The following is a 15,523-nucleotide window of genomic DNA, read 5'->3' as shown; positions in this document are numbered from 1 at the left end:
AGTAGTTTGGTTCGTTGCTATCATTGGGATAGAACTGAAAAGTGTCAAAAAAGTGTCAACAAAACTTTTATTTTGTTTTTAGATGGACGATTTTTACATTATTTCACAAACTTTTTTCGTATTTAATTTATGCATAAAATAAAAAAGGAGCTATACCCAATGGACACAGATAATCATAAAAATAACAGCCAAATGGATTTACAAAAGATTGCCGAATTAATGGACTCACTTTTAACTTCTGATTGCTCTTTTGAAGATACAAAAGTTTCCATCTGGCTATCAATGAACCATGAGTTAAATTTTATGACATCTGGCTATCATAAATGGATAGATAACCAGAACGAATTTGATTTTAAAACAGCCGTTGTAAAATATCTAAGTAACTAATAAAAAATTATAGACGTTTTATGATAAAATGGGTGTTGGTTAGGCACCCAAGAATCTACCTGTCAGGAGGTAGGTTCTTTTTTTGTCTAAATTTATTAAAGTTCTTCAGATGTTTTATTTTTTTGTATTGGATTACCGTTTGATGGCCATAGTTCTCCGACAAATCCCCTATACAATTTGGTGAACTGATAGTAATGATTAAGTTCATCCAGTACCGCTTCTAAATTTTCTAAGTTGTATTCTTTGATTTGATAAATTGGGCTGATCAACATACTGCCATTTTTAGGCTGACGCATAAAAAAGAAAGTATATTCTTTGGCTTGGTTATCATTAACAATTTGTATTTGATAACGATCTCCTCTTAGGTTCTTAAATAAGGGTCCAATCTTGTTCGCGATTAACTTAGCTTCATATTTTGAATCAGTCATAAAATTCCCCCTTACTATAGTAGGAATTATAAATCTAACTACATAATAAAAAAGGTTATCCATTTCTGGATAACCCTTTACTATCTTAATTCATCAATAAAATCTTCGACCTCGTTGACTCTCTCTTCTAATCTTTGAATCCTACTATCATGCAGCAAAATATTATCGTGTAGATCGTTTTGTCCTTTAATAAATTCTTCAAGTTTAGAAGATGTATTCTGCAAGTTTTAGCTAGATTATCAATCTTAATCATAAGAGGTTGTAGTAAAACTCTTAGAACTGCATACGCTCCACCACCAAGTCCAAGAATTACAGTGATTAATTCTACCCAGCGATCAAAGTTCATCTAATCGCCTGCTTTCATTAAGAATTTAATGTAATCCTTATTAGCAGTAATATATCCGACAGCCGTTTTTAATCGATAAATATCACCATACTTAATTGGTTTGGCATAAATACGACTACCTTTTTCAAATCTTACTCGACGTTTTTGTTTAAACTTAGTATCTAAATAAACATTAATTCCCTTGATACTAGTAACTTCATAAAGCCCAGATGTTCGATAATACTCTGGTTTGTCTGGTTTTGATGCTTTATTTATACCTTTTAACGTTCCATCAAAATCATATGAAGCATCTACACCATAGAAGTTATCAGTGTATTGCCAGGCATTAGCATTGGCAACCCCTGGTTGGCTTACACCATAAGCAGCAACCCAAATATGTTTATCGATTAACTGAGAGCGACTAATACGACCAGTATTAAACCAAGAACCTGAACCATACGTCACAACACGTTTATATCCCGCATTTTTTAGCAATTTTAGGAAAATATTTACTTGAGCTGTGGTGTAATAAGCTAATGAAGGGTCTTCAACATCAATACCTAATACGGTGCTTTTATCTAATCCCAATGCCCTCACGTGGGCTAAAAAGTACTTAGCCTCGGCTAATCCGTTACCCAAAAAGTAATGGTAAACGCCAACAGTATCAAACACTTTAAAACCATTACTAACCTGTGCACCTGCTTTCGGATTAAGATAGTTTGTTCCTTCAGTCAGTTTGACCATTATGCTTTTTACACCGTGAATAGCATATGATTTTAAATAGCTGACCGTGTCACCTTGGTATGATGAAATATCAATTACTCGACTACTCATTTGCCTCGCCCTCTTTGATATTAGTTTCTGGTGTGATAGTTGCATCATCATTCAAATGAACTCTTGGAATATCGGTTGTTTTTGGTTCGTGATTATCAGCACCAGTTTGCTTGTATGATTGATATGCCTTTTCGACTAATCCAGTAAGCGTTTGGATATCGAAATCGAATCCTTGATCGGATAGATTTTGGTTAACAAACTTAATCGCTTCATTTCTTCGGTCGGATTTACTTAATCCAACCATCACGGCCATTTCAGGAACAATCGTATCGGCTAGTTTCTCTCCGATTTCTAATCCTTGTTTAACGTGGGTATTTTTTTCGGTTTTTATTTTTAGTATCAACGATTGGTTTAATTAGTTTCCAAATCACTGGAATCAACGTAATTAAAAAAGCCACCACTGCGGTAGCTTGTGCTGAATTAAACCATGTTTGAATTTCATGTAACATTTTTATTCCTCCTAATTTTAATAAGTTGTAACTGATTGCAAAACATAATAGACCCAATCAGCACGGTAAAGACCATATCCGGGGTCTTGAAGGTGGCCGACAAACCAAGCTAACGCATTATCATTACTAACATTCACAGTGCTTACTGAAGTTTTTATTGAGCCAGTTGTTCTGAATGTTAAATTTGATCCATCATAGTTTGCATACATATATGCGTGTTGAACACCATAATCAGATCCATCATGGTCTGCTTGGTAAAATGGGCTGCCACTATTTAAACCGCTTTTTGGAATTTTTAAATTTGTTTCCTTCAATGCACCTGGTTTGGGAATATCGCCGAGGTCTTCATTATAAATCCCAGTGAATCCGTCATACGGTACAAAAGAAACACCACTTTGATGATCATCAACAAAGAAATAACTTGCAAAATTTAATTGTAGCCCATTCCTAATTTTCTTCATATCTATATTTAAGGGCACCCCATTTATTTCATTAAACCCTGAGTTGCTAGCTTGACCGCTCAAAGGATTACCTACGACAGTATACGTAACACCATCCCAAGCTTTTTGTGTATTGGTTGTTTTAGTTTGCCATAAAATAGTCCCAGACTGATAGCCATCCTCAAAAATTATTGAGCTATTTAACAACGCTCCCATTATTGACCACCTGCCAATTCATACATTTTCTTAATGTTAGATGAAGTGCTAGCAATGGTAACTCCAGCTGCTTTGTTGACTTTATAAGTTAAATTTCCTGATGATCCAGGAGTTAAGGTCGTTAAATTTGCAACATTGGTACCACCAATAAAAAATCCAGTTTTTAAATCTGTGGCATCATAGAAAACCTTAGATGCACTATAAGAACTAGTAGTTGGGGACTTAACATTACCAACATTGTCTAGTTCATCTGTGGTTAGCGTGTGCCCCGACCAAACCCAATACATTTCAAGGTATCCTAAATTAGAAAGAATCTTTTTAATTTTGTCAGTTGAAACCATATTTCCTGGATAAATTTCAAATGCATTGATAATATTCGATTTAATTTGGCTAACACTTTGAACACCATTGTCAGTTAATAATCCCGTAGTTGCACTACCTTCTTCACTACCATATGAATTCATAATTGGAGAAGCTAATTCATTTGAATCATAAAATGTTAAGCTACTAAACAATGGTGTTGGTGGGTTGTTATAAATTGTAGTCCCAGCATTAAGCACGCCAGAGACTATTGAACCATTAATTAGAGCACCCATTATTCATCAGTCCCCCATTCGTGTTGTGTATTAGGATGAGTTGCTTGGCGGGTAGTTGCTGTTGATTGATCAGCAACTTTAACAATAGGTGTTACTGTATCAGTATCAACTGTCAAATCTCCAAATGCAAAATCCATCTTAATTTTGCTTTATGAGTTGTTGGATCAACAATTGAATTTAATACTTGATTAGTAATTGTATTTGTTAAATTGTTAATATAATCTTCATCAACCCAAATACCTGTCTGCCCGTTGGCAGTTACCGTCTTATTATCTGAATTAATCATCATTACTTGAGAGGGCGTTATTTTTTGCCAATTACCCCAATCAGTGTCAGATGTTCCGATACGTAAATAGAATTCCAACTTATTTGTATCTTTCGCTACTTGTGTTGGAAATCCACCTGAATTGTTATCCCAAGGAGTATCTGTCCAGACTTCTGAATAACCACTACCAGGTAAGCCAACAACAGAATTATTTTTAAACTCTCTAGTTTCTTTCCTGCCGTTATCCATGTACTGCTTAGGTGTCCAAGCAACTGTTCTTGTATCAGAGATAACTTGGCTTGGCAAAGCATTAATAACATTATTAATAGCAGTAATAGAATCACTAGTCGCATATGGTTTCAACGCATTTTGTAAATCTATGCCACTTGGTCTTTTTGACCACGTTGACCAGGTACCGTTACGGCTTGTTCGATCCCATTCCATGTCGTAATTATCACCATAAGCTTTTTGCTTTACCACAGTGGTACTAGTATCTGGACTAACAAAAACGATGATAAACCACCATGCACCAGTGTCAGGTACGTGGGTAGGATTTTTAGTGAAATAAATTCCTGGGTTGGTCAGAGTATTAACATCAGCAGTAGACAAAAATGCCATGCCAGAATCATCAGAGATCTTAAATTTTTGCCAATTTTTGGTGCTGTTGCTTGTTAAGTATCCACTACCATCCGAACTGATAGGCTCTGCTTGGAACGTTTTTGTGCTTGTAACTTTCTGTACAGTATCAGTAGTCATAATATCTGTTGGCAATTTGTTATTTTGTAACGCTTGGTCAACATATTCTGTCGTTGCAAGACCGTTAACATCAGCTTTTGTAGCATAATTTTGTAAATCAGATGATTTAACAAATCCGCTAGTTTTTTCATTCAAATCATCTAAAGTAATGAGTACATCTTTTGAATCAGTGAATTCAACTTTATCAGTGTCTGAAATGCTGCAAGTGTATGAATAAGTAATTGCTTGAACAATCATGCCATCATATGCCGGTAGGTAATCGGGATGTGTTGTGACTGAAACTGAATATAATATTTCTTTTCCAGAATCATCTTTGGCAAAAATACCATATGTCTTTACATAAATCCCATCAGTTAAGTCGGCCTTGTCATTACCATTTATATGGTTTAATCCAATTGCTCGGATTTTAGTTTCTCCAGTAGTGTCAATTAAGGTAACTGTTGGAGGCGCTACCGTTACATTCTGTGTTTGGATAGTAACTAATTCTTTTATTTGTGCATCTTGCATATCAGATAAATCATCTGTTGAAAAAACTATCTTTGTGTAATGAATACTTGTTTCACCAGCATTTACTCTGTTGATTAAATTTTTGCCGGCATTTGTAATAATACCTACGTTTTCTGTCGCCATTATTTATACCTCCCGTACTTTGGTTGATGGTGTGATTTTAGGACGCGTTGAATCATTTAATTTTGTTGATGATACTCGGTAAGTTATTGGATCTTCCTTGACATTGAATGTAGGAGCAACAGTTGAGTAATTTGCAAAACTAAGTGATCCAGTCGCAACTGCCGCATATTGAATATCTTTTAATTTATATTCAGGAGCTAAAATGTTTTGGATAGATTGTAATAACACTTCATATTTAATCTTTATTTGTGGTCCTTGCTCGACTCCTACCAAAACATTTTTTAATTCAATCTCTTCAGGATTATCTGTTCCAGCAACATCAAATGAAGAAATATCAATTCCAAATGCTGTGGCCACCATTTGCTTTAAATCGTTAGTAGTAATACCAACTAATCCACGCATCTTTTGTAATCGAATTTGAAACCTTAGAAATCCGTCATCATCATCAATCCGATTTACTCCCCAATCAGAAGCTATATCAGTTAATGTTTGACCATTTGCATTATCAATTAATACCTGATCAGAAATACTTAATAAACTGTTCTTATATTTAATTGATAAATCAGCAATAATATTTAAAATCCGAGCGTTGGTTGAATCATCTTGTTGGTTTAAAACACCAGGAAACATTTGTAAATATTTTTGTCGAATCGTGTCGTCAGATAAATCGGTATCAGTTTTATACATAGCAATACCTCCTAATCATACGTAATGTTTATTACGATGTTGTCAAAGCTTGTTTGTGCTAATTGAAAATCTGAAACGGCAATATCCTGAGTTAGCAATGTACCTGAATTAGGTGACAAAGTAATGCTTATTTGTGCACCATCAACTGTTGGATTAACACTAACTGTTTCAGGATCATTGACTGGTGATTTAGTGCCTAATTTAATTGTGGCATCATTTACACCTGGAGCAGAATATGCGGGTGCAAATAACCGAGAATATAGCACAGCATCACCCATTGATAATGTATCGAAATAATTCATAATATTGGTCTTAATCATTGACTCACCATTATCTGAATCAAATGTAGCAGTATCAGCATGAATATCCACTTCAATAAATACAGGTACAGTTGTGGCACGATCAAACATAATCGGTACCATTTTCCACCAATATCTTTAGCAATTGATGCCACACTGCCAACAGTTTTAGTGACTGGAGGTAAGACGTCAAATAAAGCCTGAGCAATATCGTCTGGTAAACCACCGATTACATAAACATGAATTGATTTAGCAGGATTACCATATTCATCAGGTGTCATTTCAATATTATTGACAATTCGTACGTCCTCAACGCCAGTAACATTGATTAAAGCAGTTTCAATACCTGAAATCGTTGAATTGATGGGATGCTTTCTGTTTTCTAGAATTCTAATTCGATATTGATCGTCAGTTTCAATATCTCCTCCGCCTTGAGCACCATTGATATTAGTAACTGCATTGAAACCATCTAGAGCTTCTTCAGAGTTAATGATTGTTCCAGGCATGACATTCATTTCTGCACCAGTATCTTGTGATACGGCGGACACGGTGCCACGGCCTAAAGGGTTACCATCATCATCTTGTAATGGTTGCACAATCCCACCTTCATCAACATAAGATGTCGCTTCCCCAACAGTTAAATCATCAGTTGTTTCAAATATCTGTGCATCATCAGTAGAGAATTGAGTACCTTCGGGGATCATAGTATTAGGATCGGCGTCTATTTGCAAAGTAACGTTACTATTGCTAGCAGATTTTCGATATAATCCTTCTTCTGCACCGATGTCATCGAGGTTAGCACCTGAACTTTGAGTACAAAAAAAGCGTTATACACGCCTTGGCCAATCTTTTCAATTTGATCATTGTTTTCTGATAAAACACCAGCTAAAAGTCCAGGAGTCTGATCATCATCTAAATCAATTCCCTCACCAAAATATTGAATAAACAAAGCATTGATATCATCCCTTAATTCGCCAATTTCGGGGCGGTCATAGCCATTATTCGTCATTGGCATTATTATCATCTCCTGTCCTTTGTTCTACTGAAGCCATGGCCACAGAGCCATCTTTTAATGTAACCGTTGCTGATAGTTCAGTTAATCTATTCAAGTTATCAACTTTAAATTCAGTCACATCAATGTTGTCATATGTGTCTGCCCATTGAGTTTGTAAGTAATCATCCAACAGCGTTTGAATGGCTGTTTGATCATCGCCACTCATAATCAAATCTAGTTGATTTAATCCAATGTCTTCATTCCAAGGCAACTCAGCAACGTTTATACCTAAGGCAATCCATAACTTTTGTGCTAATTCTTGATCAGTGTCAATCATGTTAAAAACACCTGTGTTTGAATTGAAATCTAAATCTCCGGTGTCATCTAAACCAAATGCAATCATGGCTTTAGCACCTCCTCGACCACAGCATCATTAACACTGTGTTGTCGTTTTGTTTCAATTTTAAAGTTAGATTTACCAGTCCAGTTATCCAATTCGGTATCAGCAATTCCAACCCAAACGACCGAACCAACTTTAAATGAATGCTTCAAGATTGCTTCAGGCATGGCAGGTGTTGGTCCACCAACAGTTGGATGCGTATGTCCATTTGCCCATTTGGCAAATTCGACAATGTCATTAATCATGTTGATATTATCCGGAACGATGACATTTGCCAATGGAGCTCGCTTGTCGCCGTCAGACTGTAAAGCAAGTGGTTGAACATCGCATACTGCTTTTTCTTTGTTGTAAGAAATAACACGACCAATTAGATGTGTATGGACTTGCGAAGCTAACATTGGTAAAAATTCATCATCCAAGAAATTTACTAACTTGTTATTTGGATCCACTGATTTTTTTCTCGGTTTAGGCATGCACGGTCAACTCCATTCCATAACTACTTCGGTCGTGTGTGTGATGAGCATTCTTAACCCGATAAGTCCCCTTTAATATTTCTGAATCAACATCAACTGCTGAGCCAGCTACAATTCTAGGGTCTTCCTCGCATTCAAGCGTGAAAGTAGACTCGCCACCGTCACCATCATTAGCCACTGGCAAACTTCTTAAGCCTGTATTCAGTGATAAGAATAGATGCTCATTGTATGGATTAACATCAGCACCGGTTTCAATGACTAGAGAGCCATGACGATAATACATTTTGCTCTTACAATCTTTCACAATTGATTTAAGCACTGCTAAAGGCTTTGAAGAAATCGTATAGCCTTTTTTGTATACGTGATTTTCTTTTAATTTAATCGAAGATATTTTAATTTTGGCTTCACTTTTAATTCGACTGATTAATTGCATAGCTGTCACTTTATTTCTAAAAGTTATGTTTAATTTCTTAACTTGCTTCTTGGTATAAGTGATTTTTTTCTTGCCTACAGTCACAGTCTTTTTGACCATTTTCGAACCATTGAATTTAGATTGCATCTTAGGTAACTTAGTGTAATCAGCTCCTTCTGTGAAAGAAATAACTGTGGCACGGTCTTGGCCATCTTTGGCCTCAACATTTACTTTAGTAATGTCACCCTCGGTCAAAATTCCATACAAATCAGCTGGGCCAGACTTTAATACAATATGGTCACCTTTAGCGAAATCATTTAGGCTTTCTTTGGCGACGTTATACAAAGTTACTGTACAACTCCCAGGTGCACCACCATCATCACTAGTCACGTCGTAATCAATCTGTGCATTAGTTGCACTAGTAATTTTAAAAGTCTTTTTACCATGAGTGATTTCAATTTCATCACGATAATTTGAGTAATAACCTTTTAAAGTAGTTTTGAATTTAACCGTCATCATCATCACCACTATTCGTTTCCGGTTGATAATCGTCGTCATCAATATCATCAATTAAAGGCAATACTGTATCGCCAAATGTGCCTGGGTCAATGTCATGTTCTTGGCCAGACTCATCAACCGGCACAATACTATCAGTTGGCAAGCCTGGGAAATTAATTAGTCTCCACAAAGCTTGTCCCCAAATAACAACTTCACCTTTATAGATTGGATTTCCACCAGCATCAGCAATATCAACGGTAAAATGACGATCAATATCATTCCATTGCCAAGTTAACTGATAGTCATTGCCACCTAGTGTTACATCTGTGGTATATGGCATCTGCTCTGGGTCTACTTCAATCGCCACTCGTTTACTCATTGAATTCGCACCTCCTGACCTGGTTTAAGGGATAAATCGCCAACTTTTTTATTAAGCTTCTTAATTTCAGAAATCTTGAGTCCTTTATCACGAGCAATCTCAATCAAAGTCACACCAGCCTTAACTTTTACATACTTATGTTTAGCTGGTTTACCTTTAGTGGTTGATGTTTTACCAAGGCTTTTTGACTTCTTTTTTTGTTTGGAATACTTAATCGGATATTTCATTGAATATGTGAAAGTAAGTTGAAGTGTCAAAACGTTCTTATATGGTATATCTGAACTCTTACCAATCCCAGTAATATAACAATGTGCGAGTTTTGAGAATCCTTTAACGACCACTTCAATACCTTTACGTGCCCAGCCTTGTAAAATTCGATATTGATTATCACGATCAGCCCACGACTTGCCGTATAGGTAATATGTTCCTGAGAGTTCTTTAGAATCTTCGATTGTGTAATCTGTTCGAGTATCAGCACCATCTTTTGGATTGGTATTGGTGTTAATCGTGATACTTTCTTGTGGTGAAACCTCAGCCAACATATAAACCCGATCAGTTTTTAAATCAGCCCGATAAACTGCTGTTCGTCCCTGATAAAGTTTTTCAGCAGCTTTCATCTTCTTTTGGATTCTTTTTTAAATTTAGCTTTTTGCTCAGCCTTCTTTTTTTTAGCATTACGCTTTTTCTGTTCAGCCTGATATTTAGCCAATTTTTGTTTATCCAAAGCTTTTTAAAGCTTTTTTAGACTTGATGACTTTTTGAGCATTTTTGATAAGTTTATTTGCCTTGTCATATGCCTCGCGGTCTTTTTTGTAACCTGTTTTGCTCTCAATTGTTTTTATCTTGCCTGCTAAAGATTTCATTTGCTTTTTATCAGCATCAATTTTAGTTTGAATGTTTTTTCTTTTCGGATTTTTTCTTAGCCTTTTTCAAAGCTTCCTGTTGCTTCTCTAAATCCTTAGTTCTAGAAACGTATGCATCATGAATTTGAATATAACCATTTGATTTATTCAATTCATCTTGATATTTATGGATAGCTGGTTGTTGGTCTTTGATAACTTGTTGGGCATTAACAATCTTATCTGCATCAATCGTGACAACTTGTTTCCACTCGTTAGTCTTTTGATTAATGTATTTATCACTTTTGCCACTCAAGTTTGATGCTTTTACTCTTTTTAGCATAAGTTGACGGGTTGTAATCAATACGAGTTGGACTCGTACTGGATTTATTTCTTAAAGACATCCGGAAACCAGGTTCCAGGCCTTTTAAAATATCATTGTCCGTAATTGGTTTTAGCTTTTTCTTTTTAACCATTAGACCTTCAATCCTCCATCGTCATTGAATCCAAAGAATTCACGCAGCTTTTCAACAAGGTCATCATTGTGCTTAGAGATAGCCTTATCAATTTGGTTAACGGCTGAATTATCAGCATTCCCATTAATCGTGATGTTAACTGGAGCATCAATCTTAACTGAAGCTTTGCCTTTACTAGATTTAGATAAATCATTCATGATACCAACAGATTTTCCATGTGGAATTACTTTGGCATCTTGAGTAGCTTTGATTAATTCATAACCTTGCTCACCCACAATTGATAAGTCGCCCTTTTTAAGATTGCCACCTTTGGCCATGTGTTTAATGGCATTATAGGCAGTTTGAGCATTCTTAATACGGGTACCACCAGTTGCATCCTCATTACCGCCAGACTCCCATCCAGCGAAGAAATGACGAGCGGCTTCGGTGGGACTAGACATACGCAAAGTTGATTTGAATGATGAAGCCATTCCAGGTTCGTGCAGAGCAAAGTCCAATTGGCCTTTAGCTGAGTTCCAAGCATAACCATGTTTCTTAGTCCAATTTCTCATGGCTGTTTCACGTCCAAAAGTCCATTGTCCTAATCCAGAACCATGGTCAGCCGCATCAATGGCACTTGGATCAAGTCTTGACTCTTGAATCCAGTTACCTAAAACCCCGGCAATACCACCATCTTTAGCAGCGGGATAAGCTGACTTCAAAGCTTTAGCAATCTCTCTGGCATGTTGAGCAAGTCCACCTGATAAGCCAACATCACCCATTGCACCAGTAGCATCAGAGAATAATGGTGCCAAGTGTTTTTTAATCCACTTGAACATGCCTGAACCTAATTCAACTTTGACTAGTTTAGATAAGTAAGAGTTATCTTTCTTATTCTTAGAACCGCCTTTAGGTGTTCCATTGCTATTGCCATGCATTTTAGTAACGTCATACCAACCATGTGTATTAGTTCCACCATGATCCCATAGAGAACCATGAGCGACACCAATATGAACATGAGAACCACTACCGGAACCATTTAAAGCCCCTAATGTAGCAATTCGTTGACCAGTCTTGATAACATCGCCCTTTTTTACCTTGATGTTATTCATGCCACCAAATTCCTGGTAAATTTCTTGCCAACCATCAGATGATGCAACAGTAATAACATCTCCCAAAGCGGCTTTATCCCAAACAGGATTACCAGTTCTGGTAACAGTACCACCATGGACAGCAAGAATTGCTGAACCCATTGGCCCAGAGAAATCAACACCATCATGAGAACCAAATGAACGACTATCACCAAAACGGTCAGTCATGCTCATGCCTGGATTATGGCGCCAAGTTCCACCAGTTCCAGCTCCACCACCATCTTTGGCAGCTCCTGAAATCTGGTTCCAAACTTCGCTCCACCAGTCATTGGCTTGGCTCTTCACATTAGAATAAAAGCCAGTCGCAAAATCACTAATGATCGGTGTTTTGCTCGTTGGCCTTTTCATCAAACTATTCAAATATTTAACTGGGTGGCCACCGATTTTAGTTAAAATCTTAGCCAAATTCTTAGCACCAGACCATGCTTTAGAAACGAATGACCCAATACCAGCAACGCCATTATCAACCGCACCAACTGCATCAGATGCCACACTCTTAACGCCTTTTAGAACGTTGCCTAAGAATCCGGTACCTTTAGCAAAGTGGGTTAAACCTAACTCACGTGCTTCACTAGCATTAAAGACTTCGGCTTGTGGTTCTAACATCTTCATAACGTTAGTACCACGGACTTCTTCTAATCCGCCATTAGCATGCATGATCACTTCGTGATTATGCGTTTGTGGTGAATCATGGCCATCATTTAAGATACTCATAGTTGGTTTGATAATTGCTTTTCGTTGGCCAGCAAAGACACCAGTACCAGTTGCCAAATGCACTGGACTAATTTTGCTTACGGTGTTTGATTTACCACCAAAGAAATGGATAACTGAGTCGATGCCACCGATACCAGCATTAAGAACTTTAATAACACCGTTAATCCCGTTTTGTACAGTTTTAACAATGTTATTCCAAAGATTGCCCATCCATTTGTCTAGACCGTTCCAAAAGTCATGCCAACCTTTGCCAATCGTATCCCAGGCATTTTGAAATGCTTTGATTAGCTTGGATAACCGACCACCAGTTAAATCATCAACATAGGTATAACCAGCCTTGAAGACATTCTTAATGGTGTCCCACATATTGCTGGTAAGTTTCTTCATATCCTTACCTAAACGACCCCAACGGCCAGTAATAAAGTCATAGATAGTCTCAATTAAGGATCTGATTGTTCGGTAAGCAGATTTAACAACATTGAAGATTTGGCCCCACATGTTGCCCCATTGCTTTTTAGATTGTTTGGCAATCCTACCAAAAGTTTGAGATATAAATTTAGCCATGGCATTGATTGCAGGTGAAACGACTTTGACCATATGACCAACGTCTCTAGCAACTTGACCAAATGCTTTTGAGCATCCTTAGCAATTCCATTAACAAATTTACGGAACTTAGTGTTGCTCTTGTATAGCTTAACCAAAGCGGCACCAACTGCCACGATTGCTAACGCTACATAAGTCCATGGATTGGCTAGTAATTCAGCTGTCAATGTACCAACTTGAAGAATAACGGACTTTAATGGTGCTCCTAAGCCAATCAAACCTGCTTTAAGGGTCTTCATACTCATTAACTTTTCAGTATCAGTAAAGGCTAAAATACTTTTACGAGCTCCTGATAAAGATCTACTAAAATCAGTTATTTTAGAAAATACAAATGCAGCTGATAAAGCACGCCCAACGGACTCTAGGCTGCTTTTTTGTTTAGAGATACTTTTAAGCGCACCAGCAAAACCGCCAACATCTTTTTTATGATCACCTAATTTAACCATTGGAGTCAAAATAGCATTTAAACCTGATATTAATCCTTTAGCAAAACCAACACTAATGGTTGTGATAATTTTGATGGAACTGGCCAGCGAACTAAAGAAATTAACAATTGAACTAGCATTCTTTGCAATTGACTTTGAAAGTGAAGTAACCCCATTAGCAATATTTTTCATCATATTGTCAGCAAAATGTGGAGCATTTTTCGGATTAATTGCTTTAGAAAAGGCCTCAGTTATTGTGCCAAGGCCTTTGGACATTGATTTACCAACTTTATTGAATTCAGTTTCAGTTCTTGGATCAGAAACCCATTTAGAAATAGCCCCGAACAAAGGGTTCTTGGCATTCATAATTGGCTTAATCAACGCACCTGATAATGCTTTACTACGAGCAGCAATCACACGTTGCATACCAGAAATAGTCTTCATCATGTTTTCAGATGCTTCGGCATACTTCTTTCCCAAACCATTCATAACGGCTTCGGCATCTTTAGCAGAAACTTTACCAGCTGACATGTCGTCACGTAACTTAGACATTGATAAACTACTGTTCTTCATTGCTTTGCGTTCGTATTCAAGTAATCTTTCTCCGAACATTGGCAATTGGTCAGTAATCATATTGAAATCGCCTAGTTGTAATTTGCCAGACGACATCATATGAGTAAAGTTAAGCCCCAACCGTTGAACGTTCTGTGCACCCATGCCAAGTGTATCAGCAAGGGTTAAAACAGATTTAGTTAACTGATCCGTTGGGCCTTGTTTATCCAGAACATGGTAAAACTGCTGATTTAATTCATTAACTAAATCCGCTGATTGACCAAATTGAACTGAGATTTTATTAATGGCCGTAACCATCTTTTCGCCTTTTTTGCGTCACCAGTCAGAGTATCCCAGGTAGCGTGCATGACTTGCTGTTCCTTGTCATACTCTTCGCCAGCTTTTAAGGCACCACCAATTGCCGATTTAAGACTATACCAAGAGTTTATTACTGAATTTGCAATGAATGAACCAGCAACAATATCTCTAATTCTATGGCCTGATTTATGAGCTTCGTCACCAGTCGACTTTAATGTATCACCCAATTTACGAGTTTCCGCGGATGCTTTTTCTACCGACTGATTAGTTTTTCCAGAAAACTCTTTCATAGATTTTGAAGCAGATGTAACTGCTTCATCAATTCCGTGAAATTCGCCCTTAACTTTGCCAACACCATTACTGTTCAAACGTCCTAGGTTGTCTTGTAACTCGTTTACCAACTTATTCGATTTATTAACTGTTGAACTAAAGTTAAGTCCGTCTTGTGCCTTTTTACCAGCATCATAAATGCCACTCAAAGATTTGTGCATATCATTGATCGTGATATTGACGGTTTGAGTGGCTTTTCTAGCCTCGTTTAAACCGTTAGATAACTTGTCTACTGAAGAACCAGCTTTGGCAAGATTGTCTGTTCCACCAAAATGGTTAAATGCATCTCGCATTTGGTTAATATTTTCAGTTAATGGTTTAACTTTTTCGTGTAAACGATCAACTAATTCATTAACTTTCGTTAAGCCATCTAAGCCGTCAATAGCGACATTAATACCAATACCAGCACGTTTAACTTCGCTTTCGGCCATCTATTTGCCCCCTTTCCCACTATTGAAAAGTTCAGCAATTCCGCGAGTTACAGCATGCGCAATCATTTCTTCAACGTCCTCACGCATTTTGGCACTTAAAACATTAGCTTCAAAAAATTCATCTTGGCTCAAGCGGTCAACATCTTCTTTTGACATGCCCAACCAAAAACGTGGCCAAAGAAAACCCATATTGTCACGAGCTATCTTGTCCACATCATCTTCATTTAATTGTTTTGC

23 protein-coding genes are annotated in these 15,523 nt (G+C 37.1%); 1 reads left to right on the top strand and 22 read right to left on the bottom strand.

Annotation, left to right across the window (positions count from 1 at the left end):
- Window positions 1-159: 159 nt before the first annotated feature.
- On the top strand, window positions 160-387 hold the full coding sequence (locus tag NBRC111893_RS09925; RefSeq protein WP_125008969.1) for a hypothetical protein: 228 nt from the start codon (window positions 160-162) through the stop codon (window positions 385-387).
- Window positions 388-482: 95 nt separating this feature from the next.
- Here the strand turns inward: NBRC111893_RS09925 and NBRC111893_RS09920 are convergent, their stop codons facing one another.
- From NBRC111893_RS09920 to NBRC111893_RS09830, 22 genes are all read right to left on the bottom strand, one after another.
- On the bottom strand, window positions 483-815 hold the full coding sequence (locus NBRC111893_RS09920) for a hypothetical protein (RefSeq protein WP_125008968.1): 333 nt from the start codon (window positions 813-815) through the stop codon (window positions 483-485).
- Window positions 816-1,161: 346 nt separating this feature from the next.
- A complete protein-coding gene (locus tag NBRC111893_RS09915; protein WP_125008967.1) occupies window positions 1,162-1,974 on the bottom strand; it encodes a GH25 family lysozyme in 813 nt (270 codons plus the stop codon).
- A complete protein-coding gene (locus tag NBRC111893_RS09910; protein ID WP_125008966.1) occupies window positions 1,967-2,317 on the bottom strand; it encodes a hypothetical protein in 351 nt (116 codons plus the stop codon). Before NBRC111893_RS09910 ends, NBRC111893_RS09915 begins: the two co-directional genes overlap by 8 nt.
- The gene (locus NBRC111893_RS10770; protein WP_160114484.1) at window positions 2,277-2,423 is read right to left on the bottom strand and encodes a hypothetical protein; all 147 of its coding nucleotides are present in this window, start codon (window positions 2,421-2,423) and stop codon (window positions 2,277-2,279) included. Before NBRC111893_RS10770 ends, NBRC111893_RS09910 begins: the two co-directional genes overlap by 41 nt.
- Before the next feature lie 17 nt (window positions 2,424-2,440).
- Window positions 2,441-3,079, bottom strand: a complete 639-nt coding sequence (locus tag NBRC111893_RS09905; protein WP_125008965.1) for a hypothetical protein — start codon at window positions 3,077-3,079, stop codon at window positions 2,441-2,443.
- Window positions 3,079-3,675: a hypothetical protein gene (locus NBRC111893_RS09900; RefSeq protein WP_125008964.1), complete on the bottom strand. Its 597-nt coding sequence runs from the start codon at window positions 3,673-3,675 to the stop codon at window positions 3,079-3,081. Before NBRC111893_RS09900 ends, NBRC111893_RS09905 begins: the two co-directional genes overlap by 1 nt.
- 112 nt (window positions 3,676-3,787) lie before the next feature.
- Complete coding sequence (locus NBRC111893_RS09895) at window positions 3,788-5,326, bottom strand: pyocin knob domain-containing protein (protein ID WP_125008963.1); 1,539 nt, start codon at window positions 5,324-5,326, stop codon at window positions 3,788-3,790.
- A gap of 3 nt (window positions 5,327-5,329) precedes the next feature.
- A complete protein-coding gene (locus tag NBRC111893_RS09890) occupies window positions 5,330-6,013 on the bottom strand; it encodes a hypothetical protein (protein ID WP_125008962.1) in 684 nt (227 codons plus the stop codon).
- Between the two features lie 11 nt (window positions 6,014-6,024).
- Window positions 6,025-6,333 carry a hypothetical protein gene (locus tag NBRC111893_RS09885; protein WP_125008961.1) on the bottom strand — a complete coding sequence of 103 codons (309 nt, stop codon included), beginning with the start codon at window positions 6,331-6,333 and terminating at the stop codon, window positions 6,025-6,027.
- Window positions 6,330-7,043 carry a baseplate J/gp47 family protein gene (locus tag NBRC111893_RS09880; RefSeq protein ID WP_501184174.1) on the bottom strand — a complete coding sequence of 238 codons (714 nt, stop codon included), beginning with the start codon at window positions 7,041-7,043 and terminating at the stop codon, window positions 6,330-6,332. Before NBRC111893_RS09880 ends, NBRC111893_RS09885 begins: the two co-directional genes overlap by 4 nt.
- Entirely contained in the window at window positions 7,034-7,327 is a 294-nt protein-coding gene (locus tag NBRC111893_RS09875) for a hypothetical protein (RefSeq protein ID WP_125008959.1), read from the bottom strand. Before NBRC111893_RS09875 ends, NBRC111893_RS09880 begins: the two co-directional genes overlap by 10 nt.
- Entirely contained in the window at window positions 7,311-7,709 is a 399-nt protein-coding gene (locus tag NBRC111893_RS09870) for a contractile injection system sheath initiator (RefSeq protein ID WP_125008958.1), read from the bottom strand. Before NBRC111893_RS09870 ends, NBRC111893_RS09875 begins: the two co-directional genes overlap by 17 nt.
- A complete protein-coding gene (locus tag NBRC111893_RS09865; RefSeq protein ID WP_125008957.1) occupies window positions 7,706-8,179 on the bottom strand; it encodes a hypothetical protein in 474 nt (157 codons plus the stop codon). Before NBRC111893_RS09865 ends, NBRC111893_RS09870 begins: the two co-directional genes overlap by 4 nt.
- Window positions 8,172-9,149 (bottom strand): hypothetical protein, encoded by a 978-nt coding sequence (locus tag NBRC111893_RS09860; protein ID WP_125008956.1) that lies wholly within the window; start codon window positions 9,147-9,149, stop codon window positions 8,172-8,174. Before NBRC111893_RS09860 ends, NBRC111893_RS09865 begins: the two co-directional genes overlap by 8 nt.
- The gene (locus tag NBRC111893_RS09855; RefSeq protein WP_125008955.1) at window positions 9,097-9,468 is read right to left on the bottom strand and encodes a phage baseplate plug family protein; all 372 of its coding nucleotides are present in this window, start codon (window positions 9,466-9,468) and stop codon (window positions 9,097-9,099) included. Before NBRC111893_RS09855 ends, NBRC111893_RS09860 begins: the two co-directional genes overlap by 53 nt.
- Window positions 9,465-10,085, bottom strand: a complete 621-nt coding sequence (locus NBRC111893_RS09850) for a LysM peptidoglycan-binding domain-containing protein (RefSeq protein WP_125008954.1) — start codon at window positions 10,083-10,085, stop codon at window positions 9,465-9,467. The genes NBRC111893_RS09855 and NBRC111893_RS09850 overlap by 4 nt, the downstream gene beginning before the upstream one ends.
- A 99-nt stretch (window positions 10,086-10,184) precedes the next feature.
- Window positions 10,185-10,331: a hypothetical protein gene (locus tag NBRC111893_RS10765; RefSeq protein WP_160114483.1), complete on the bottom strand. Its 147-nt coding sequence runs from the start codon at window positions 10,329-10,331 to the stop codon at window positions 10,185-10,187.
- Window positions 10,332-10,353: 22 nt separating this feature from the next.
- Complete coding sequence (locus tag NBRC111893_RS09845) at window positions 10,354-10,650, bottom strand: hypothetical protein (protein ID WP_125008953.1); 297 nt, start codon at window positions 10,648-10,650, stop codon at window positions 10,354-10,356.
- Between the two features lie 132 nt (window positions 10,651-10,782).
- Window positions 10,783-12,081 (bottom strand): phage tail tip lysozyme, encoded by a 1,299-nt coding sequence (locus NBRC111893_RS11720; protein ID WP_261341450.1) that lies wholly within the window; start codon window positions 12,079-12,081, stop codon window positions 10,783-10,785.
- Window positions 12,082-13,067: 986 nt separating this feature from the next.
- Entirely contained in the window at window positions 13,068-14,525 is a 1,458-nt protein-coding gene (locus NBRC111893_RS11715; protein WP_160114482.1) for a tape measure protein, read from the bottom strand.
- Complete coding sequence (locus NBRC111893_RS09835) at window positions 14,471-15,286, bottom strand: hypothetical protein (protein ID WP_125008951.1); 816 nt, start codon at window positions 15,284-15,286, stop codon at window positions 14,471-14,473. The genes NBRC111893_RS11715 and NBRC111893_RS09835 overlap by 55 nt, the downstream gene beginning before the upstream one ends.
- Window positions 15,287-15,499 (bottom strand): hypothetical protein, encoded by a 213-nt coding sequence (locus NBRC111893_RS09830; protein ID WP_125008950.1) that lies wholly within the window; start codon window positions 15,497-15,499, stop codon window positions 15,287-15,289.
- Between the last annotated feature and the right edge of the window lie 24 nt (window positions 15,500-15,523).

Source organism: Lentilactobacillus kosonis (genome assembly GCF_003864335.1).
Lineage (GTDB): Bacteria > Bacillota > Bacilli > Lactobacillales > Lactobacillaceae > Lentilactobacillus > Lentilactobacillus kosonis.
The sequence above is the reverse complement of the archived record's forward strand: the minus strand, read 5'-3'. Positions and strand labels throughout refer to the sequence as shown.